Below are 20,788 nucleotides of genomic sequence, written 5' to 3'. Positions count from 1 at the left end.
CACCGTCCGCCACAGGCTCAACTGCCCTTCACCGCATCGCCAGAGCCTGATCCGATGGCCGTCGCGGCGATATATCCGATATCGCGCGCCAGCGACCAGCGGCCAAGATAGACTGCGTCGGCTTCTGCCAGCCGCGCCGGGTCGCGCATGTCTATGCCCTTAACCTGCGCTGGCCCGGTTATGCCGGGGCGCAGGCCGGACAGGCCAAGCCGGGCACGACAGGCGATCAGCTCGTGCTGGCTGGGGAGGCACGGACGCGGGCCGACAAAGCTCATATCGCCGGTCACGACATTCCAGATTTGCGGTAGCTCGTCGATCTTGGCGCTGCGCAGAAACCGCCCCAGCCGTGTGAACTGGGACGACGAGGCGACATGGGACGGGACATTCGGCGAACCCACTCGCATCGTCCGCAACTTGAACAACGTGAATAGCTTGCCATCCTGGCCCACGCGCTGCTGCAGGAACAGCGGGTTGGCGCCATCGTCAAACAGGATCAGCACTGAGAACAGAAAGACGCCGATCAGCGCAAACGGAAGCAGAAGCAGCGCCAATACCAGATCGAAAGCTCGCTTCACGCCAACCATCCTCGCATTACAAACGCTTTCCCGCCGAACACGTGCACCCTACCCCAGCCGCGCCAGCGCCGCGTCGAGCCGCTCGACTTCCGCCGCCTTGTCGGCATGGTCGGCGCGGGCCTTTTCCACTGCTTCCGGCTTGGCGCGTTCGACGAAGGACGGGTTGGCGAGGCGGGTGGCGAGGCTGTCGCGTTCCCTGGCCGCGGCGTCGCGTGTTTTGGCCAGCCGGGCGCGCTCGCCGGCCAGGTCGACGACCCCCTCCAACGGAAGCATAAACGTGTCGCCATCGACAACCAGCTGGATACCGGGCGATCGAGAGTTCGTGTCGTCCTCCGTCCGATCTCGAGACGTGCCCGTGCTCAGATCGAATCTGGTACCAGAATTAAAAAACGTCACGGTCTCGACGCGGGCCAGCCGATGAATAGATGCGCGATTCAACCTGACCCGCTCTATCAGATCACTGGCGGGCGGGCGGCTATGAAGAGTACCGCGCTTCGTTTCGGCGTGCGATAGAACCAGAAGCTCCGTTCGCGCCCCCGGCGGCACGCCCAGTTCGGTGCGCGCGGCGCGGATTTCGCCGACCAGCCGGATCAACCAGTCGATCTCCGCCGCCGCATCGGCGCCATCCGCCGCGGCGCCGCTCTCCGCCAGCGGCCATTTGGCGATGATGATCGGATATTGGCGCGTTCCCAGCGCGTTCCACAATTCCTCGGTCACGAACGGCATGAACGGGTGGAGCATGACCAGAATCTGGTCGAGCACCCAGCCGGCGACCGCCTTCGTCTCGGCGTCGATCTGGCCCTTGATCAGTTCCAGATACCAGTCGCAGAACCGGTTCCAGACGAAATGGTAGATCGCGTTCGCCGCCTCGTCGAAACGCAGATCAGCCAGCGCCGCGTCGAGCGCGCGGACCGTCGCCACCGTCTCGGCGATGATCCAGCGGTTGACGGTCAGCGCCGCCGCCGGCGCGCGCAGCGTCGCCGACGCGCCGATGCCGTTTGCCTGGCAGAAACGCGCCGCGTTCCACAGCTTGGTCGCGAAGTTGCGATAGCCCTCGACCCGCTTTTCATCGAGCTTGATGTCGCGGCCCTGGCTTTCCATCGCCGCCATGAAGAAGCGCAGCGCATCGGCGCCGTACTGGTCGATCAGGCCGAGCGGATCGACGACATTGCCCTTGGACTTGGACATTTTCTGCCCGTCCGCCGCGCGCACCAGCCCGTGCAGGTAAAGCCGCTTCCACGGCACCTCGCCCATGAAGTGGATGCCCTGCATCGCCATCCGCGCATCCCAGAAGAACAGGATGTCGAAGCCGGAGATCAGCAGGTCGTTCGGGTAATGCTTGGCGAGCAACGGCGCGTCCACGCCCCCGGTTTCATTTGGCGGCCAGCCCAGCGTCGCGAACGGCCAGAGCGCGGAGGAAAACCAGGTGTCGAGCACGTCAGAATCGCGCCAAATCGGCATTTCACTGCTTTGATCAAGCTCGCCATTCAACAGCTTGCCCAGTGCATCACTCCTAGATGCGCAGAGGATTATCTTTCTATTTCCAATTCTTTCAGAATAATATTTCTCGAAGTATGCGATCGCTGACGATTCATCTTCGCATACGCAAACTTCGTCATCCATCGAGACCGAGTTGGCCAGAGCATAATCGTCAGGAACGCTGTAAGAAATTTTCGGCCAATTCGGTGTTAGGCGCTCCTCTTTGGAAAACGCATACGGCCCATACCACGCCGGAATCCGGTGCCCCCACCACAACTGGCGGGACACGCACCAGGGCTGGATGTTCTCCATCCAGTTGAAATAGGTCTTTTCCCAGCTTTTCGGCACGACCTCGATCGCGCCGGAACGCACCGTCTCGATCGCCGGCCTGGCCAGCGTCGCGGCATCGACATACCACTGGTCGGTCAGCCACGGTTCGATGACCACGCCGGAGCGGTCGCCATAGGGCGTCTGGATCGTGCGCGGCTCCGCGTCGTGCGCGACCGGCTCGCCGTCCTTGTCCTGCGTCACGTGCGGGATCAGGAAACCCTGTTCCTTCATCCGCTCGACGACCAGCGCCCGCGCCTCGAACCGGTCGAGGCCGAGATATTCGGCCGGGACCAGTCCGTCTGCCGTCTGCACCACCTTCGCGTCGGCATCGAGCATGTTGAGCATGTCGGCCGCCTTGATGCCGGCGCGCCTGCCGACCTCGAAGTCGTTGAAATCATGCCCCGGCGTGATCTTGACCGCGCCGCTGCCCAGTTCCGGGTCGGCATGTTCGTCGGCGACGATGCGGAACCGGCGGCCGGTAATCGGCTGCAGAATCTCCTTGCCGATCACGTTCGCATAGCGTTCGTCGGCCGGGTTCACCGCCACCGCCATGTCGGCCAGCATCGTTTCCGGCCGGGTCGTCGCGACTTCGATGTAATCGCGCCCGTCGGCCAGTGTCACGCCGTCGGCCAGCGGGTATTTGAAGTGCCAGAAGCCGCCCTTCACCTCGCGCGTCTCGACCTCCAGGTCGCTGATCGCGGTTTTCAGGCCGGGGTCCCAGTTGACCAGCCGCTTGTCGCGGTAGAGCAGGCCCTGCCGGTGCAGGTCGACGAACACCTTCACCACCGCACGGGTGAAATGCGGGTCCATGGTGAACTGTTCGCGGCTCCAGTCCATCGAACAGCCGAGGCGGCGGAGCTGGCCGGTGATCGCGCCGCCGCTTTCCGCCTTCCATTCCCACACCTTGTCGATGAACTGCTCGCGGGTGAAATCGGTGCGCTTCTCTCCGCGCGCGTTCATCTGCCGCTCGACCACCATTTGCGTGGCGATGCCGGCGTGGTCGGTGCCGACCACCCACAGCGCATCCTTGCCGCGCAGCCGTTCGTAGCGGACGATCACGTCCTGCAGCGTGTTGTCGAGCGCGTGGCCGATGTGGAGCGAGCCGGTGACGTTCGGCGGCGGGTTGACGATGGTGAACGGCTCCGCATCCGGACGGTCGGGGCGGAACAGCCCCTCCTCTTCCCAGCGCGCGTACCAGCGCGCCTCGATGGCGGCGGGGTCGAAGGTCTTGGCAAGTTCGGTCATAGGCGCCGAGCCTTAGACGAGTGACCGGGCCGGGGCCAAGCGGGCGCGTCGAATTATCCGCACGCCCGCCCCCGCCCTACCGCGCCGGCTTCAACCATTTGCCGAACCAGTCGAACGTCTCGCCATACCACTGGATGCTGTTCTTCGGCTTCAGGATCCAGTGGTTCTCGTCCGGGAAGACGACCAGCCGCGACGGCACGGCGCGCCGCTGCGCGGCGGTGAAGGCGGCGATCCCCTGGGTATAAGGAATGCGAAAATCCTTCTCGCCGTGGATGACCAGCATCGGCGTCTTCCACGCGGTGACATGGTTGACCGGGTTCCATTGCTCGTAAGCGGCGGCCTGTTCGAAATAGGGACCGCCATGCTCCCATTCGTCGAACCACAATTCTTCGGTCTCATACGCCATCGCCCGCGCGTCGAACACGCCGGCATGGACGACCAGGCATTTGAACTGGTCCGGCCAGGTCCCGGCGATCCAGTTCATCATGTATCCGCCATAGGAGCCGCCGGCGGCGCAGGCATTGGCCGGGTCGACCGCCGGGAATTTCGCCGCAGCCGCCGCCAGCCCCAGCTTCAGGTCCTCCAGCGGCTTGCCGCCCCAGTCGCGGTTGATGCTGTCGGTGAACGACTGCCCGTATCCGGTCGATCCGTGGAAATCGACGCTGACCACCGCGTAGCCCGGGGCGGAAAACAGCATCGGGTTCCAGCGGTAGGACCAGCTGTCGGAAAAGCTGCCCTGCGGCCCGCCGTGGACCAGCATCACCGTCGGCAGCTTCGCCGCCGCCCCGGCCGGCGCGACCAGCCAGCCGCTGACCGTGTCGCCATTGGCGCCGGGGAAGGTGAAACGCTGGACGGTCGGCAGGTCGACGCCGGCCAGCTTGGCGGCGTTGACATCGGTCAGCCGAGTCGCCTGCCCCTTCGCCGACACGCGGTAGAAATCGGCCGGTGCCGTCATCGTGTCGAGGGTGACGATCGCGCCGCCGTCCGGCGTCGGCAGCACGCCGGCGGCGTGGCCGCGCTGGGTCAGCCGGGTCACCTTGCCGTCGGCCACACTCACCCGGAACAGCGGCGAATCGAGGTGGTCGCCCGCCGTGACCAGCAGGCTCTTGCCGTCGGCCGCCCAGGCGATCGAATCGACCGACCGGTCCCAGTCGGGCGCCAGCGCGCGCACTTCGCCGGTCGTCAGGTTGCGCAGGTGCAGTGCCAGCCGATCGGCCTCGTAGGTCGGCCGCGCCATCGCGGCATAGGCCAGCCATTGGCCGTCCGGCGACACGGCAGGAAAACTGTCCATCGCCTTGTTGGTCCCAGTCAAATTGACCGGCCCGCCGCTGCCGTCGGCCGGCGCGGCGAAGATGTCGAGGTTGGTCGACAGCGGCTCGATCCGCCCCGCCTCGCGCAGGGTGAAGAACAGCGTCTGGCCGTCGGCGCTCCACGCCAGTTCCTCCGCCCCGCCATAGGGCTTTGACGGCGAGTCGCCGATCAGCGGGCCAGCTACCGCCTTTGCCGGCCCGCCGGAGAGCGGCTGGACATAGACGCGCTGGCGCACCCCCGGCGTCGCCCACGTATCCCAGTGACGGACGAATAGCTGGTCGTATGTCCGGCCGCTGCCCCCGTCGGCTTTCGCGGTCGCCGGGCACGGCAGCGCCGCGCAGTCGGTTGCGGTATCCGCCCAGATCGCGACGCGGTCGCCCTTTGGCGACAGCAGGAAGCCGGACAGGGCGACGGCGTGGTGTGTCACCTGCTCCGGCGCGCCGCCGGCCGCCGCGACCCGCCATAGCTGGTCGCTGCCCGACGCGTCGGTCAGGTAGTAGATCCACGCGCCGTCGGCGGAAAAGGCCGGGTCATGCGCGTTCTTGCCGGCCGCCGTCGCCAGCCGCGCCGGCGCCGCGCCCTTCGCCGTCAGGTCGAGCGACCACAGGCTGGTCACACCCTTGTTGGCGGCAAGGTCTGTCTCGCGCTGCTGCCAGACCAGCCGGCGGCCGTCCGGGGCAAGGGAAGCGGTGCCGATCCGACTGAGGCTGGCGAGATCGGTGGCGGTCATCGGCCGGGCGGTGGCGACGGTCGACGGAAGAGCGAGCCCACACAGGGCCGCGAGCATGATCCTGTTCATGCTAAAGGTTTAACACCGCTGGCGGCGCGCGCAATCGCGCCGGTGCAGGTTACAGGCGGTCGCCGGAAATCCGGGCGATCTCCTTCGCCACCATCGCCTCGACAAGGCTTGGCAGATTGGCGTCCAGCCATTCCTTCAGCATCGGCCGCAGCATGTCGCGAACCAGCCCTTCCAGGCTGTTTTCCGGCACATTGTCCTCGGCGCGGACTTTCAGCCGTGCCAGGCTGGCGAGCGCGTTGCGGCTGGCGCTGGCCACCGCGGCGGAAACAATGTCCTCTTCCACGGCCGGGACGGACGCAGGCGATTCGGGCGGATTCGCCGGGGCGACCTTCGCGGCGGGAGCGGCCGGTTCGTCCGCGTCAACGGCGTCGGTCAGCTCCAGCACTTCTGGCTCGGCCGCCGGGCGCGGCTGGCTAACCGCTTGTTTCGCCGCCTTTGCCGACGGCTTGCGCCGGGGGGCCGGCGCATCGTCTTCGGCGATGATCCGCTTGATGGAGGACAAAATCTCCTCCATCGAAGGTTCGTGGCTGATATGCCCCATCGGCGCGTTTACCCTATTTGGCAGGCGTCGGGGCTGTTTCCGGATTTTGAGAGGGCGTGTCAACGGTGCGCGTCGCAACCGGTTGCGGCGTCTTGCCGGAATCCCAGTCCCAGATCGCGTGGCTGACCCGCCGGTAATGGACGGTCGGGTCGTACAGCGCGGTGCCGCCATCCAGGGCAAGGTCGCGCGCCTCCGCCCGGCCCATCGCCGCCAGCAGCGCGAAGCCGGCGACATAGGCGTCACGCCGCGCGGAAACGAGCTGGACCTGCGCGTTCAGCAGTTCCTGCTCGGCATTCAGTATGTCGAGGATCGTGCGATTGCCGACGCTGTTTTCGGCGCGAACCCCTTCCAGCGACAAGGTGTTCGCGCTGACCGCGACCTGCGACGATTCGATCACCTCCAGCGATGACCGCCAGCTGGCGAAGGCGGCGCGGGTCTGGGCGACGACGTCGCGCTCGACCGCGATCGCATTCTCGATCGCCTGGCCGGACCGCGCCTGCGCCTGGCGGACCAGCGCGCCCGGCCGCCCGCCCTGAAAGATCGGAATCGTCGCCGATACGCCGACCGTCGCGCTCTTGGTATCGATCGTCCGGCCGGCGCCGGGGATGCTGTTCAGATAATCGTTATAGCCGCCGCTGGCGACCGCCGACACGCGCGGCAGCCAGTTCGACTGGGCGGCGTTGATGTCATAGCCGGACGCCTGCCGTTCCTTGTTGGCGGCAAGCAGGTCGGGATTCTCGGCGATCGCCACGTCGACTGCAGAGTCCGGGTCGGCGGGCAGGTCGGGCAGCGGCGGCGGCGGCTCCAGGTCGCCCGGCACGTCGCCGACCATCTTGATGTAACTCTCCCGGCTGGCGATCAGCCGGGCCTGGGCGCCGCGCAGGTCGCTCTGCGCGATCGCCAGCCGCGCTTCCGACTGCGCCACGTCGGTGCGGGTCAGGTCGCCAACCTCGAAACGGTCCTTCGCCGCCTGCAGGTTGACCTCCAGCACCTTCACATTCTCGCGGTTGAGCTCGACGATCGCGCGATCGCGGATCACGTCCATATAGGCGGCGACGGTCTGGCTGAACACGCTCGCCTCGGTCGCGCGCAACCCCTCCGCCCCGGCCTCGACCCGGGTTTTCGCGGCGCGCACCGCGTTACGCACCGCGCCGCCCCGATAGATCGGCACCGCCAGCTGGACATTGCCGGTCAGCGCGCGCGCTGGGTTGTTGGCGGTCAGCCCGCCGCCCGAAACCACCGCCGTGTTCGCCAGATACTCGTCATAATTCACCGATGCCTGCGCGCTCGGCAGCCCGTCGGCGCGGGCGATCGGCACATTCTCGTCATTCGCGCGCTGGCCGGCGCGCGCGCCGGTCAGGATCGGATTGTGGGTATAGGCCTTGACCAGCGCATCGCGCAGCGTTTCCGCCGCGGCAGGCGCGGACAGGCCGAACAGAGCGACCGAAACGCCTGTCAGCAATGAAACACGCCGGACCATAGGCACCTGCTCAGAAACGAAAGATCGGCGGCTTGTCGAAGCCGGGAAGAAGAATGGTATCGGCATCGGCGAACGCATCGAGCGCGAAACCCGTTCCACCCCGCCGGCCGATCGCCAGCCGGGTGACCCCGTCTTCGACAACACCGGTCGCCAGCCGCCCGGCCGGAGCAAGCTGGGCGACCAGCGCTTCCGGCACCTCGGCAACGGCACCGTCGATGACGATCAGGTCGTAAGGCGCGCCCGCGCCGTACCCGGCGGCCAGCGCCCCGCTCACCACCGTCACATTGGCGGTATCGGCCAGCGCCGCCTTTGCCGCCGCCGCCAGCGCGGCATCCACCTCGACCGCGACGACACGCGCCGCCAGCCGGGCGAGCACCGCCGCGCCATAGCCGGTCGCCGCGCCGATCAGCAGCACGGAATCGGTCGGCGCCACCTCGGCCCGGGTCAGCAGCCGGCCCAGCGTCATCGGCGGGCTCAGCGCCCGGCCGTCGCCCAGCGGGATCGCGGTATCGACATAGGCGATCGCCGCCCGTTCGGCCGGTACGAAGCGTTCGCGCGGCACCGTGTCCATTGCCGCGATCACCCGCGGGTCATCGACCGCGTTCGGGCGCAGTTGAGAGGCGACCATCGCCTGGCGCATCGCGTGGAAATTCTGCTCGGTCATCTCGACCCCTTACGTCGCACAACTGTTTTAGTCGTGCAATACACTATTGTCGACGCCCGCTTCTATCCAGTCCCGCCGCCGCCGCCAAGCGCGCTTTCGCCAAAGCGCGCGCCATGTCACCGAAAATGCGCGGGGAAATGCTCCGCCCCGGCACCCCGCCGCCGCAAATCCGGTTGACACCGGGCGCGGAACCAAGGAAACGCGCCGCTCCGGCCCGATGGCGGAGTGGTTACGCAGAGGACTGCAAATCCTTGCACGCCGGTTCGATTCCGGCTCGGGCCTCCACTTCATCGCTGCTTCAGCCCAGCGCCTCGGCATCGACGGCGTAAAGCAAAGCGGCACCGCCGGTCGCGCCAGCTTCCAGCCCCACCGCTTCCGGTACAATCCGTTCCAGGTAGAAGCGCGCCGCCGCCGTCTTCAGCGCCAGGAAGGCCGGGTCGGCATCGGCCGCCTCCGCCGCGCGCGCCTGCCGTGCCATCAGCCAGCCGCAGGTCGCGACCGACAGCATGGTCAGGAACGGGTAGCTGCCCGCCAGCCGGTCCTCCGCGCTTGTCGTCGCCAGCGTGGCGCCCGCCCGCTCGACCGCGTCGACCAGCACCGCCAGTTCCGGCACGGCATCGGCGCGGATGTCGGCGATCAGCGCGGCGAACACCGCCCCGCCTTCCAGCCCCAGCTTGCGGCCGACCAGATCGGCGGCCTGGATGCCGTTGGTCCCCTCGTAGATCGGCGCGATCCGCGCGTCGCGGAAATGCTGGGCGGCGCCGGTTTCCTCGATATAGCCCATGCCGCCATGCACCTGCACGCCAAGCGAGGACACCTCGCAGCCGACGTCGGTGCCATAGGCTTTGGCAAGCGGGGTCAGCAGGTCGAGCCGCGCCTGCGCGTCGCCGTCGCCCAGATGGGCGCGGTCGAGCTGGCCGCCGGCGTAATAGACCAGCGCCCGCGCCGCCTGGGTCAGCGCCGCCATCCGGAGCAGCATCCGCCGCACGTCCGGGTAGGCGACGATCGGCTGCCCGCCCTGCACCCGTTCGCGCGCATAGGCTGCGGCCTGCTGGCGCGCCCGCTCGGCGATCTGCACCCCCTGCAGGCCTACATTCAGCCGGGCGTTGTTCATCATCGTGAACATCGCCCGCATCCCGCCATTCTCCGCGCCGATCAGCCAACCGTGGCAATCACCCTTGTCGCCATAGGCCATCACGCAGGTCGGCGAGGCGTGGATGCCCAGCTTGTGTTCGATCGACACGCAACGGACATCGTTCGGCGTGCCGTCCAGCCGGATCTTGGGGACGATGAACAGCGAAATGCCGCGCGTCCCCTCCGGCGCCCCCGGCGTGCGCGCCAGCACGAGGTGGACGATATTGTCGGTCAGGTCGTGCTCGCCGAAAGTGATGAAGATCTTGGTGCCGGCGATCCGCCAGCTACCGTCCTCCGCCGGCGTCGCCCGCGTCTTCAGCGCGCCGACGTCGGAGCCGGCCTGCGGCTCCGTCAGGTTCATCGTGCCGTTCCATTCGCCGGTCACCAGTTTCGGCAACCAGTCTGCGCGCTGCGCGTCGGTGCCGTGCTGGATCAGCGCCTCGATCGCCGCCGGGGTCAGCATGTTGACCAGCGAGAAACCCATATTGGCGGTGCCCAGATCCTCCATCACCACCGTCGCCAGCACGTTGGGCAGGCCCTGCCCGCCAAACGCCTCCGGCGCGCTGATGCTACCCCAGCCATTGGCGACGAATGCCTGATAGGCCTGCCGAAAGCCGTCCGGCATCGTCACAACGCCGTCGTTCCACACCGCGCCGATTTCATCACCGGCGCGGTTCAGCGGCGCATATTCCCCGGCGGCGAACGCCCCCGCCCCTTCAACGATCGCGTCGACCAGATCGGGCGTCGCGGCGGCGAAGCGTTCGTGCGCCGCCAGATCGGCGATGCCGACGATATGGTCGAGGAGGAAACGCTGTTCGGCGGTCGGCGGGGTAAAGCTCATCGCGGCATCCGGTCTTGCTTGTGGGTTCCCAGCGCTATAGCCCGGCCGCGACACAGCGTCCAAAGGCCATTGCATGCCCATTCTCGTCACCGGAGCCGCCGGCTTCATCGGCTACCACCTTGCCGCCCGGCTGCTCGCGCGGGGCGAACGGGTGATCGGCATCGACAATTTCAACGCCTATTATCCGCCGTCGCTGAAAGAGGACCGGGTCGCCGACCTCACCGCCCGATTCGGCGACGCCTTCCGCCTGCTGCGCGTCGACTTCGCCGACGCCGATGCCCTCGACGCGGCGCTGGCCGGGGTCGACGCCAGCGCCATCGCCCATCTCGGCGCCCAGCCCGGCGTGCGCTATTCGATCGACAATCCCCGTGCCTATGCCCGCGCCAACCTGCTCGGCCACCTGAACATGCTGGAAGTGGCGCGCGCTCGGGCGGTGCCGATGGTCTATGCCTCCTCCTCGTCGGTCTACGGCGGCAACGCCAACACGCCGTTCCGGGTCGAGGACCGGGTCGACCACCCGGTATCGCTCTATGCCGCGACCAAGAAGGCCGACGAGCTGATGAGCGAGACCTACGCCCATCTCTACCGCATCCCGCTGACCGGCCTGCGCTTCTTCACCGTCTACGGCCCGTGGGGGCGACCGGACATGGCACCCTGGCTGTTCACCAGCGCCATTCTGGAAGGCCGGCCGATCAAGGTGTTCAATCACGGGCAGATGCGCCGCGACTTCACCTATATCGACGACATCGTCTCCGGCGTCGTCGCCTGCCTCGACAATCCGCCGCCGGACGACGGCGCGCCGAAGGCGGGCGGCAGCATCGCCCCCCACCGCCTGTACAATATCGGCAACAACCGGGCAGAGGCGCTGACCGATTTCATCGCGGTGATCGAACAGGCCTGCGGCCGCGCCGCGATCCGCGACCTGCAGCCGATGCAGCCCGGCGACGTGCCGGAAACCTATGCCGACATCTCGGCGATCGCCGACGAACTCGGCTACGCGCCGACCACCGACATCGCCACCGGCATCCCGCGCTTCGTCGCCTGGTTCCGCGCCTACCACCGGCTCTGATCCGGTGCCGGCCCCCGCCACCCGGTTGCGCCCGTTCGGCGCGGAGGCGATTGCCGAGGCGGCGGCGCTGATCCGCGCCGGCCAGCCGGTCGCCGTGCCGACGGAAACCGTCTACGGCCTCGCCGCCGACGCGACCAATGGCGAAGCGGTGGCGCGGATCTACGCCGCCAAGGGCCGCCCGGCGTTCAACCCGCTGATCGTCCATGTCGCCGACCGCGCCGCCGCCGAACGGATCGCGACGTTCGACGCCACCGCCCGCGCGCTCGCCGATGCGTTCTGGCCGGGGCCGCTGACGCTGGTGCTGCCGCTCGCCGCGGATTCGCCGGTCGCCGGCATCGCCACCGCCGGGCTGCGGACGGTAGCACTGCGCTGCCCGGCGCACCGGGCGATGGCGGCGCTGCTCGCCGCGACCGGCCTTCCGCTCGCCGCGCCTTCCGCCAATGCCAGCGGCACGATCAGCCCGACCCGCGCCGCTCATGTCCTGCGCAGCCTGAACGGCCGGATCGCGATGGTCGTCGACGACGGCCCGACCACCCATGGCATCGAATCGACGATCGTCGCGGTCGGCGCCGGCGGGCTGCGCCTGCTCCGCCCCGGCCCGCTCACCGCCGACAGGCTGGCGGACGCGGTGGGCCTGCCGGTCGCCGCGCCGGGCGCCGGCGGCATCGAGGCACCGGGCCAGATGGCCAGCCACTACGCCCCGTCCAAGCCGATCCGGCTGAATGTCGACGGCGATCCGGGTGACGCGTTTCTGATCGGTTTCGGCCCCGGCCCCTGCGACTATGCGCTGAGCGAGGACGGCGATCCGGTGACGGCGGCGGCACGGCTGTTCGACGCGCTGCACACCGCCGACGCGGCGCCCCACCCGGCGATCGCCGTCCGCCCGATCCCCGCCGCCGGCCTCGGCGCCGCGATCAACGACCGCCTCCGCCGCGCGGCCGCGCCGCGTTAAGCCTGAAACCAGATCCGGCGGCGCAATCCGGCGGACCTACCCCAGCATTGTCTTGGCGAACGCCCGCACGTCGGCGCCGATGTCCTCGCGCTCCAGCGCCAGCGCCAGATTGGCCTGGATATACCCGGCCTTGTCGCCGCAATCGTAGCGCACGCCGTCGAAGGTCAGGCCGTGGAACGGCTGGCGGCCGATCATCGTCGCCATCGCGTCGGTCAGCTGAATCTCGCCGCCGGCGCCGCTTTCCTGCCGGCTCAGCACGTCCATCACCTCCGGCTGGAGGATGTAGCGGCCGATCACCGCCAGGTTGGACGGGGCGGTGCCGGCCGCCGGCTTCTCGACCAGCCCCCTGACCTCGGTAACCGCGCCGTCGCGGGCGCCGGGGGTGATGACGCCGTACATATGGGTGCGGTCGGCCGGCACCTCCTGCGCGCAGATGATATTGCCGCCGCCGATCCGCTCATAGGCGTCGACCATCTGCTTCAGGCAGCCCGGCCTGCCGACCATGAAGTCGTCGGCGAGCAGCACGGCGAACGGCTCGTCGCCGACGATGTCGCGCGCGCACCATACGGCATGGCCCAGCCCCATCGGCTCCTGCTGGCGGACATAGGCGGCGGAACCGGGCGTCATCCGCGTCGCGTCGAGCATGGCGAGCGACTTTCCGCGGCTCACCATCGTCGTTTCCAGCTCATAGGCGATGTCGAAATGGTCCTCGATCGCCGACTTGCCGCGCCCGGTGACGAAGATCATCTGCTCGATCCCCGCCTCGCGCGCCTCATCGACCGCGTACTGGATCAGCGGCCGGTCGACGACCGGCAGCATTTCCTTCGGCAACGCCTTGGTCGCCGGCAGGAACCGCGTGCCGAGACCGCCAACCGGAAACACCGCCTTACGAAGCCGTTTCATGCCATACCCCTGTCAACACACCACACATAACGCCGCCGGGCGATACACCCGGAAGCTTAACTCTTGCCTGCCAGACCTTCAGGAAGCGGCGGACGCTTTGACGCCGCGCGGCCGCGCCGCCGGGCCCTGCCGCTTGCGCTCGGTATCGACCCAGTCGACATTGCCGTCGGCCGACGCATATTCCGGCACCGCCAGCAGCAGCGCGTCGCGCGCCTGCTCGACATTGCCGGCGGCGATCGCCGCCTTCGTCCGCTGGACGATCGGCATCAGCATCTCCCAGGACCGGAAAACCTCTGTCGCCTTCATGATCCGCGGGTGAGCGGTCGGCTGCGGATTGTCGCCGATAAGCAACTCCTCATACAGCTTCTCGCCGGGGCGCAGGCCGATTTCCCTGATCTCGACGTCGCCGGCCGGGTGGGCCTTGTCGCGCACGCTAAGGCCGGACAGCTCGATCATCCGCCGTGCCAGGTCCATGATCCGCACCGGTTCGCCCATGTCGAGGACGAACACCTCACCACCCTCGGCCATCGCGCCGGCTTGAATGACCAGCTGCGCTGCCTCCGGAATGGTCATGAAATAGCGGGTGATTTCCGCATGGGTCAGGGTCACCGGCCCGCCGTCGCGGATCTGCTGGCGGAACAGCGGCACCACCGACCCGCTGGAGCCGAGCACATTGCCGAACCGGACCATCGCGAAGCGGGTACCGTCCTGCTCCGCCGCCAGCGCCTGCAACACCATTTCGGCGAAACGCTTGGTCGCACCCATCACGTTGGTCGGCCGCACCGCCTTGTCGGTGCTGATCAGCACGAAATCGTCGACACCATGCTCGATCGCGGCCAGCGCCACTGTCATCGTGCCGATCACGTTGTTGCGGATGCCCTCAATCGGGTTGTGTTCGACCAGCGGGACATGCTTGTAGGCGGCAGCGTGGTAGACGGTGTTCGGCCGCCAGGTTTCCATCAGCACCGCCATCCGGCAGGGGTCGTCGACCGAAGCGAGCAGCGGTACCAGCCGCGGCGGCGCCCCCGCCGCGCCGCCGGCCGTTGCCGCCGCCAGCCGCTTCAGCAGGTCGCGGTGGATCGCGTAAAGCGCGAACTCGCTCATCTCGACAAGCAGCAGCACCGTCGGCCGCTCAGCCAGGATCTGGCGGCACAACTCGCTGCCGATCGAGCCGCCGGCACCGGTGACGAGCACCACCTTGTCACGGATGTTGTAGCGCATCCGTTCCGCATCCGGCGCCACCGCGTCGCGGCCGAGCAGATCGTCGATCTCCAGCTCGCGGATGTCGCTGGCCAGCACGTCGCCACGCGCCAGATCCATCAGGCCGGGCAAGGTCCGCACCCCGACCTGCGCCTTGCTCAGCCGGTCGATGATCGCGTTGCGCCGCGCCCGCGAGGCGGAGGGGATGGCCAGCAATATGTCGTTGACCTTCAGCCGCTCGATCACCGCCGCCAGCTTGGCCGGGTTGTGGATGGTCAGGCCGTTCAACGTCCGGTTGTGCAGGCTCTCGTCGTCGTCGAGGAAGCCGACGACGCGCATCTCCGTGCTGTTGGCGACCGCGCCGAACAACTGCCGCCCGGACGAGCCGGCACCATAGATCAGCACATTGTCGCGCCGCCGGTTGCCGTTCAGGATCGTCTGATAGGCGCCGCCCAGCCAGTAGGCGGCAACGGCGCGGCTCGCGCCGACCGCCAGCAACAGCAGCACCGGCTGGATCAGGCCGACGGTGCGCGGCACGTCGGGCGCGCCGACCGCGGTGAACCACGCGGCGTAGAGCAGACCGTAAATCGCCACCGCCCGCGCCGTCGCCAGAAAAGCGCGGGTACCGGCGAAACGGAACACGGTGCGATACAGGCCGGCCATGCTGAAGATCGGGATGGCGAACAGGATCGACACCGCCACCGGCAGCAGCCGCCCGTCGGACAACGTTACCCATTCGCCGATACGCAGGAAATAGGCCAGCCAGACGGTCAGCACGCACAGGCCGGCGTCAACGCTGACGACAATCGCGCGCTTGGAGATGCGCGGTAGCCCGAGCAGCGGGGCAATGGCCTTGTCGAAATTCATTCCAGACTCCGCGACGTGTCTAAACACCACGCCCCCCGAATACGCCGAACCCGGCTATGAGCCGGGAAATGCCGTCAGATCAAGCTTTTCGCCGATCGGGCTGGCGCGTTCGATGCACATTATGCGCCGATAGCGTTAAATTTCATGACACTAGCAAGCCCTGCGCGGCGGCCTGATACAGGCCCCTATAGGCGGCGATCATCGTGCCTTCGTCGAAACGATCGGCCGCAACCGCGCGATTGGCGGCACCGACCGGCCGACCGCGCCGACGGGCAAAGCCGGGCAGCAGCGGCGCGTCGGCGGGGAAACGGGCGTCGATATCCGGCGCGCTCGCGGCGCGGGCGCCAAGCGCGCCCGGCACAGCGCTGGCGATGCTGTAGGTCGCGGTATGGCCAGGGGCGTCGATCAGCCGGACGGCGCGCATTTCCTTGCCGCCCGGCGCAAAGGTCGAATGGAGGTGGAGGATATGCACGCGCGCCGGCGCCGCCTCACCCGGCGGCGGCGACGCGGGCGAGCAGCCGGTCGATCGCCGCGATGGCGTCCGGCTCGCTCAGTGCCGGCGCGTGGCCGACGGCGGCCACCGTCACCGCCTCGGCCAGCGGCAGCCGCGCGCCCATCCGGCCCAGCGTCTCTGCGCTCAGCACGTCGGACAGCGCGCCGCGCAGCAGCAGCGCCGGTGTCCCGGCCAGCCGGTCGAGCGCCGGCCACAGATCAATGCCGCCGTCACCGCCGGGGGCGCGGAACGGCTCGGCGATCTTCTGGTCGTAATCGAGGATGACGCGGCCTGCCGCGTTCAGCCGGTAGAGCCGCTTGGCCATCGCCAGCCAGTCAGCCAGGCCATAGGCGGGGTAGATCGCGGCATGCGCCTCCGCCACCGCCCGCGCCGCGTGCAGCCAGGTCGGGAAAGACCCGCCCTTACCAACCTGGGCGCGAATGCGGGCCAGACCGGTCGCATCGATATCCGGGCCGATGTCGTTCAGCACGACGCCGACCATCGTCTCGCGCGCGGCCGCGGCAAGCAGCATCGCCACCAACCCGCCCAGCGAGGTGCCGATCGCGACGAAGCGGTCAATACCCAGTTCGGCCAGCAAAGCCTCGACATCCTGCACATAGGTCAGCGGCACGTAGGACATCGGGTCCTTGGCGTAAGCGCTGTCGCCACGACCGCGAAAATCGACGGCGATCACCCGCCACTCCGGCGCCAGCCGCCCGGCCAGATCCTCGAAATCGCGGGCGTTGCGGGTCAGGCCGGGCAGGCACAGCAACGGCGGCCGCCCGGCGCCCCCGGCATAGTCGCGATAATGGAGGCGCAGGCCATCGTTCGACCACCAATATCCGTCGACGAAATCGGCCATGCTTGCGTCCTCTGCCAAGGCCACCCCATATCGCCGCATGGTTCCTCACCCGCAACCCTGTCGCCCCGACACGCCCGTCAGCGCCCTCGGCGGGCTGATCGCGGTGCCGGTCGCCGCCGCCGCCTTTCCCGAAACGGTGCTGCGCTACCGCAACGACCGGGCAGCGGCGGAGGTCGGGCTGGACGGGCTGGACGACGCGGCGTGGATCGCCCATTTCGGCCGCTTCGCGCCGCTGCCCGGCAACCTGCCGGAGCCGCTCGCGCTCAAATATCACGGCCACCAGTTCCGCATCTACAACCCGCAACTGGGTGACGGGCGGGGCTTTCTGTTCGCCCAGTTGCGCGACCGGGCCGGGCGGCTGATGGACCTTGGGACCAAGGGGTCCGGCCAGACGCCCTACAGCCGCTTCGGCGACGGCCGGCTGACGCTGAAAGGGGCGGTGCGCGAAATACTGGCGGCGGAAATGCTGGAGGCGCTTGGCGTCCAGACCTCGCGCGCGTTGTCGGTGATCGAGACCGGCGAGCAACTGACCCGCAATGACGAACCGTCGCCGACGCGTTCGGCGGTACTCGTCCGGCTCAGCCACGGCCATATCCGCATCGGCAGCTTCCAGCGCCTCGCCCACGCCAACGACGCCGACGGGCTGCATCGCCTGACCACCTATGCGCTGGAACAGTATTACGGAGAGCAAGCGGGCGCCGACGCCCCGGCCCGGCTGCTGGGCCATGTCGCCGCCGGCGCCGCCCGGCTTGCCGCCAGCTATATCGCCGCCGGCTTCGTCCACGGCGTGCTGAACAGCGACAATATCAATATCACCGCCGAAAGCTTCGACTACGGCCCGTGGCGCTTCGCGCCGCACTTCGATCCGCAGTTCACCGCCGCCTATTTCGACCATGCCGGCCTCTACGCCTTCGGCCGCCAGCCGGAGGCAATCCAGTGGGATGTCGTTCAGCTCGCGATCGCGCTCAGCCAGATCGCCGAACGCGACGCGCTGGTCACAGCGCTCGAACGCTTTCCGGCCAGCTATGACGCGGCGCTGGCCGAACGGATGCTGTGGCGGCTGGGCGTCATCCAGCAAGATTCGGCGGCCGACGGCGCGCTGGTGCTGGCGCTGGAACAGGCGCTGATCGACAGCGGAGCGTCAATCGACCGCTTCTTCTTCGACTGGTCCGGCGGCGCCCTGCGCGACCCGGCGCGCGCGCCCGCTTATGCCGACGAAGCCTTCGCTGGCTTCCGCGCGCTGATCGCCGGCTACCGCCCGGCGCGCGACCATGCCCACCCCTATTGGCGCGGCGAACCCTGTTCGATGCTGATCGACGAGGTCGAGGCGATCTGGGCGCCGATCGCCGAGGCCGACGACTGGACCGCCCTTTATGCCCGGATCGCCGCTATCCGGGCCATGGGCGAGGCATTGACCGGCGCTGCCAAATGATGTGGAGCAGTTCCAGAGGAACGGGAGCGTATGGCGGCTGAGATCATTTCGACCGAACCGGCGACCGGCGCGATGGTATGGAGCGCCCCGGTCAGCGACGTCGACGCGGAAGTCGCCGCCGCCCGTGCCGCCTGGGCCGGCTGGGCCTCGCAATCGCTGGCCTTCCGCACAGAGGCGCTGCGCCGCTTCGCCAATGTCGTGCGCGGCCGGCACGAGGCGCTCGCCGACCTGATCGCGCGCGAAACCGGCAAGCCGCTATGGGAAGCCCGCACCGAAGTGGATTCGGTGGTCAACAAGGTCGACATCTCGGTCTCCGCCTATGCGGAACGCACCGCCCAGCGCCGGATGGAAGGCGCGCTCGGCGGCCGCACCGCGCTCCGCCACAAGCCGCATGGCGTGCTGGCGGTGCTCGGCCCGTACAACTTCCCCGCCCACCTGCCCAACGGCCACATCGTCCCCGCCCTGCTCGCCGGCAACGCGGTGGTGTTCAAGCCGTCCGAAAAGACGCCGGCGGTCGGGCGGATGCTGGTCGAATGCTACCACGCCGCCGGGGTGCCGGAAGGGGCGGTCCGCCTCGTCGTCGGCGGGCCGGACACCGGCCGCGCCCTCGCCGGCCACCGCGACATCGACGGGTTGCTGTTCACCGGGTCGGCGCGCGCCGGCCTTTCCCTCCACCGCCAGTTCGCCGACACGCCGGAAAAAATCCTGGCGCTGGAAATGGGCGGCAACAACCCGCTGGTGGTGTGGGACACCGTCGACATCCATTCGGCGGCGGTGCTGGTCATCCAGTCGGCCTTCCTGTCGGCCGGGCAGCGCTGCACCGCCGCGCGTCGGCTGATCGTGCGTGACGGCGCCCATGAACCGCTGCTCGCCGAAGTGGTGAAGCTGACCGACCGGCTGATCATCGGCGAACCGCATAGCGACCCGGCGCCCTATCTCGGCCCGGTGATCGACAACGCCGCCGCCGACGGGCTGACCGAGGCGTTTCTGGACCTGCTGATGAAGGGCGGCCGCCCGATCAAGCACCTGGAACGGCCGATCGACGGCCGCCCGTTCCTGAAGCCGGCGATCATTGACGTGACCGACGTCGCCGACCGGCCGGACGAGGAAATGTTCGGCCCGGTCCTCCAGATGATCCGCGTTCCCGACTTCGAAGCCGCGCTGGCGGAGGCGAACAACACCCGCTACGGCCTCAGCGCCTCGCTGGTCGGTGGTTCGCCCCAGCTATACGACCAGTTCTGGGCCAATATCCGCGCCGGCATCGTCAACTGGAACCGGCCGACCAACGGCGCCTCATCCTCCGCGCCGTTCGGCGGCATCGGCCTGTCGGGCAACCACCGGCCAAGCGCCTATTACGCCGCCGATTATTGCGCCTATCCGGTCGTGTCGTCGGAAGCGGAACAACCGCGCGCCTCGCTCGGCATCGGCCTGCGCGACGCCTGATCCTTATTCTCTTTTCATTGACTTGAGAAAGACCAGCTAAACCCCCCGCAAACAAATGCGGTTTGAGCTTTCCCGCCGCCCGCAGCATTGCCGCGGGCATGAGTGGAACTGTCTATCTGGTCGGGGCCGGCCCCGGCGATCCGGAACTGCTGACGCTGCGGGCGGCGCGCCTGCTCGGCGAAGCGGATGTCGTCGTCCATGACGGGCTGGTCGATCCGCGCATCCTGGCGCTGACGACGGCGCGGTTGGTGTCGGTGGCCAAGGCGCGCAGCCGCCATACGATGGCGCAGGACGCGATCAACGCCCTGCTGGTGGCGGAGGCGCGGGCCGGGCATCGCGTCGTCCGGCTGAAGGGCGGCGATCCGTTCATCTTCGGGCGCGGCGGCGAAGAGGTCGAGGCCTGCCGCGCCGCCGGCGTGCCGGTGGAGGTCGTCCCCGGCATCTCGGCTGCGCTCGGCTGCGCGGCGGAGGCATTGCTCCCCCTCACCCACCGCGACGCGGCGAGCGCGGTCAGCTTCGTCGCCGGCCAGTGCAAGGGCCTGTCGGAACAGAACTGGGCGGGGCTGGCCGGTCACGGCCGCACCCTGGTCATCTACATGGGCGTCGCCACCGCTGCCGCCATCGCCGACAAGCTGATGATGGACGGCGTGTCGCCGGCCATGCCGGTTGTCGTCCTCGAAAAGGGCGGCCGGGCGGATTTTCGCGCGCTGCGCACCCTGCTCGCCGACCTCGGCGGCATGGTCGCGCGCGAAGGCGTGATCAGCCCGGCGCTGATCGTCGTCGGCCAGGTCGCGGCCCGCGCCGACGCCGACGACCGGCTGCACGCCCTCGCCCGCCGGGCGGAGGCGCTGGCATGAAACTGTTGACCGGAAACGATCTGAAAAGCGGCGCGGTCACCTGGTGGACCGGCGAGGACTGGTCGCTCCATGTCGAGGACGCGGTCGACGTCGGCGAACATGGCGAACCGATCCTGGCGCGCGAAGAGGCGCTGCGCCGGGTCAATTCGCCGGCGATCGTCGACGCGGTGGCAACGCCGGACGGCCCGCGCCCCGCCCATATCAAGCACCGTATCCGCGCGCTCGGCCCCACCGTGCGCCCCGACCTGACCCTGAAGCCGGCCGATCCCGACGCTGGCGGCTGGGTCATCTGATGGCCGCGTAGCAGGAGC

Annotated in this window: 17 protein-coding genes and 1 tRNA gene; 7 read left to right on the top strand and 11 right to left on the bottom strand. The window is 68.5% G+C overall.

Features of this window, described 5'->3' with window-relative positions:
* Positions 1–17: 17 nt before the first annotated feature.
* The 6 genes from ACMT1E_RS02070 to ACMT1E_RS02045 form a co-directional block, all read right to left on the bottom strand.
* Positions 18–575 (bottom strand): sugar transferase, encoded by a 558-nt coding sequence (locus ACMT1E_RS02070; RefSeq protein ID WP_414901931.1) that lies wholly within the window; start codon positions 573–575, stop codon positions 18–20.
* A 48-nt stretch (positions 576–623) separates the two neighbouring features.
* Positions 624–3,629, bottom strand: a complete 3,006-nt coding sequence (locus ACMT1E_RS02065; protein ID WP_414901930.1) for a valine--tRNA ligase — start codon at positions 3,627–3,629, stop codon at positions 624–626.
* A gap of 76 nt (positions 3,630–3,705) precedes the next feature.
* The gene (locus ACMT1E_RS02060) at positions 3,706–5,739 is read right to left on the bottom strand and encodes a S9 family peptidase (protein ID WP_414901928.1); all 2,034 of its coding nucleotides are present in this window, start codon (positions 5,737–5,739) and stop codon (positions 3,706–3,708) included.
* A gap of 49 nt (positions 5,740–5,788) precedes the next feature.
* A complete protein-coding gene (locus ACMT1E_RS02055; protein WP_414901927.1) occupies positions 5,789–6,241 on the bottom strand; it encodes a DUF2497 domain-containing protein in 453 nt (150 codons plus the stop codon).
* Between the two features lie 52 nt (positions 6,242–6,293).
* The gene (locus ACMT1E_RS02050; protein ID WP_414901925.1) at positions 6,294–7,760 is read right to left on the bottom strand and encodes a TolC family outer membrane protein; all 1,467 of its coding nucleotides are present in this window, start codon (positions 7,758–7,760) and stop codon (positions 6,294–6,296) included.
* 10 nt (positions 7,761–7,770) lie between these two features.
* Complete coding sequence (locus ACMT1E_RS02045) at positions 7,771–8,424, bottom strand: protein-L-isoaspartate O-methyltransferase family protein (protein WP_414901924.1); 654 nt, start codon at positions 8,422–8,424, stop codon at positions 7,771–7,773.
* Positions 8,425–8,635: 211 nt separating this feature from the next.
* Between ACMT1E_RS02045 and ACMT1E_RS02040 the strand changes: the two genes are divergently transcribed.
* Positions 8,636–8,709: transfer RNA gene (locus tag ACMT1E_RS02040), tRNA-Cys, on the top strand.
* Between the two features lie 13 nt (positions 8,710–8,722).
* Here ACMT1E_RS02040 and ACMT1E_RS02035 read toward each other — a convergent pair.
* Positions 8,723–10,399 carry an acyl-CoA dehydrogenase gene (locus ACMT1E_RS02035; RefSeq protein ID WP_414901923.1) on the bottom strand — a complete coding sequence of 559 codons (1,677 nt, stop codon included), beginning with the start codon at positions 10,397–10,399 and terminating at the stop codon, positions 8,723–8,725.
* Positions 10,400–10,472: 73 nt separating this feature from the next.
* On the opposite strand from ACMT1E_RS02035, the gene ACMT1E_RS02030 reads away from it, so the two are divergent.
* Together ACMT1E_RS02030 and ACMT1E_RS02025 are read left to right on the top strand one after the other, a co-directional pair.
* A complete protein-coding gene (locus ACMT1E_RS02030; protein WP_414901921.1) occupies positions 10,473–11,468 on the top strand; it encodes an NAD-dependent epimerase/dehydratase family protein in 996 nt (331 codons plus the stop codon).
* A gap of 4 nt (positions 11,469–11,472) precedes the next feature.
* Complete coding sequence (locus ACMT1E_RS02025) at positions 11,473–12,420, top strand: L-threonylcarbamoyladenylate synthase (protein WP_414901920.1); 948 nt, start codon at positions 11,473–11,475, stop codon at positions 12,418–12,420.
* 36 nt (positions 12,421–12,456) lie between these two features.
* Here the strand turns inward: ACMT1E_RS02025 and galU are convergent, their stop codons facing one another.
* The 4 genes from galU to ACMT1E_RS02005 all read right to left on the bottom strand — a co-directional run bounded on the left by galU (position 12,457) and on the right by ACMT1E_RS02005 (position 16,745).
* A complete protein-coding gene (galU, locus tag ACMT1E_RS02020; RefSeq protein ID WP_414901918.1) occupies positions 12,457–13,323 on the bottom strand; it encodes a UTP--glucose-1-phosphate uridylyltransferase GalU in 867 nt (288 codons plus the stop codon).
* A 78-nt stretch (positions 13,324–13,401) separates the two neighbouring features.
* A complete protein-coding gene (locus tag ACMT1E_RS02015) occupies positions 13,402–15,390 on the bottom strand; it encodes a polysaccharide biosynthesis protein (RefSeq protein WP_414901916.1) in 1,989 nt (662 codons plus the stop codon).
* Between the two features lie 142 nt (positions 15,391–15,532).
* Complete coding sequence (locus tag ACMT1E_RS02010) at positions 15,533–15,862, bottom strand: hypothetical protein (protein ID WP_414901914.1); 330 nt, start codon at positions 15,860–15,862, stop codon at positions 15,533–15,535.
* A 16-nt stretch (positions 15,863–15,878) separates the two neighbouring features.
* Complete coding sequence (locus ACMT1E_RS02005) at positions 15,879–16,745, bottom strand: alpha/beta fold hydrolase (RefSeq protein ID WP_414901913.1); 867 nt, start codon at positions 16,743–16,745, stop codon at positions 15,879–15,881.
* On the opposite strand from ACMT1E_RS02005, the gene ACMT1E_RS02000 reads away from it, so the two are divergent.
* The 4 genes from ACMT1E_RS02000 to ACMT1E_RS01985 all read left to right on the top strand — a co-directional run bounded on the left by ACMT1E_RS02000 (position 16,744) and on the right by ACMT1E_RS01985 (position 20,770).
* Positions 16,744–18,177, top strand: a complete 1,434-nt coding sequence (locus tag ACMT1E_RS02000) for a protein adenylyltransferase SelO family protein (protein WP_414901911.1) — start codon at positions 16,744–16,746, stop codon at positions 18,175–18,177. The two genes, ACMT1E_RS02005 and ACMT1E_RS02000, sit on opposite strands and share 2 nt — an antisense overlap.
* A gap of 30 nt (positions 18,178–18,207) precedes the next feature.
* Positions 18,208–19,620, top strand: a complete 1,413-nt coding sequence (gene astD, locus ACMT1E_RS01995; RefSeq protein ID WP_414901910.1) for a succinylglutamate-semialdehyde dehydrogenase — start codon at positions 18,208–18,210, stop codon at positions 19,618–19,620.
* 98 nt (positions 19,621–19,718) lie between these two features.
* Positions 19,719–20,477 carry a uroporphyrinogen-III C-methyltransferase gene (gene cobA / locus ACMT1E_RS01990; protein ID WP_414901909.1) on the top strand — a complete coding sequence of 253 codons (759 nt, stop codon included), beginning with the start codon at positions 19,719–19,721 and terminating at the stop codon, positions 20,475–20,477.
* On the top strand, positions 20,474–20,770 hold the full coding sequence (locus tag ACMT1E_RS01985; protein ID WP_414901908.1) for a DUF2849 domain-containing protein: 297 nt from the start codon (positions 20,474–20,476) through the stop codon (positions 20,768–20,770). The genes cobA and ACMT1E_RS01985 overlap by 4 nt, the downstream gene beginning before the upstream one ends.
* The last annotated feature ends 18 nt before the right edge of the window (positions 20,771–20,788 follow it).

The organism is Sphingomonas flavalba, assembly GCF_047553045.1.
GTDB lineage: Bacteria > Pseudomonadota > Alphaproteobacteria > Sphingomonadales > Sphingomonadaceae > Sphingomonas_L > Sphingomonas_L flavalba_A.
Note: the sequence above shows the minus strand (reverse complement) of the source record. Positions and strands in the feature narration are given on the sequence as shown.

Excerpts from the sequence above, each read along its gene's own strand:
- galU (WP_414901918.1), bottom strand. The coding sequence starts at position 13,323 with ATGAAACGGCTTCGTAAGGCGGTGTTTCCGGTTGGCGGTCTCGGCACG.
- ACMT1E_RS02000 (WP_414901911.1), top strand. The coding sequence starts at position 16,744 with ATGCTTGCGTCCTCTGCCAAGGCCACCCCATATCGCCGCATGGTTCCT.
- ACMT1E_RS02035 (WP_414901923.1), bottom strand. The coding sequence starts at position 10,399 with ATGAGCTTTACCCCGCCGACCGCCGAACAGCGTTTCCTCCTCGACCAT.
- ACMT1E_RS02050 (WP_414901925.1), bottom strand. The coding sequence starts at position 7,760 with ATGGTCCGGCGTGTTTCATTGCTGACAGGCGTTTCGGTCGCTCTGTTC.
- ACMT1E_RS02005 (WP_414901913.1), bottom strand. The coding sequence starts at position 16,745 with ATGGCCGATTTCGTCGACGGATATTGGTGGTCGAACGATGGCCTGCGC.
- ACMT1E_RS02060 (WP_414901928.1), bottom strand. The coding sequence starts at position 5,739 with ATGAACAGGATCATGCTCGCGGCCCTGTGTGGGCTCGCTCTTCCGTCG.
- ACMT1E_RS02015 (WP_414901916.1), bottom strand. The coding sequence starts at position 15,390 with ATGAATTTCGACAAGGCCATTGCCCCGCTGCTCGGGCTACCGCGCATC.
- astD (WP_414901910.1), top strand. The coding sequence starts at position 18,208 with ATGGCGGCTGAGATCATTTCGACCGAACCGGCGACCGGCGCGATGGTA.
- ACMT1E_RS02030 (WP_414901921.1), top strand. The coding sequence starts at position 10,473 with ATGCCCATTCTCGTCACCGGAGCCGCCGGCTTCATCGGCTACCACCTT.
- cobA (WP_414901909.1), top strand. The coding sequence starts at position 19,719 with ATGAGTGGAACTGTCTATCTGGTCGGGGCCGGCCCCGGCGATCCGGAA.
- ACMT1E_RS02065 (WP_414901930.1), bottom strand. The coding sequence starts at position 3,629 with ATGACCGAACTTGCCAAGACCTTCGACCCCGCCGCCATCGAGGCGCGC.
- ACMT1E_RS02045 (WP_414901924.1), bottom strand. The coding sequence starts at position 8,424 with ATGACCGAGCAGAATTTCCACGCGATGCGCCAGGCGATGGTCGCCTCT.
- ACMT1E_RS01985 (WP_414901908.1), top strand. The coding sequence starts at position 20,474 with ATGAAACTGTTGACCGGAAACGATCTGAAAAGCGGCGCGGTCACCTGG.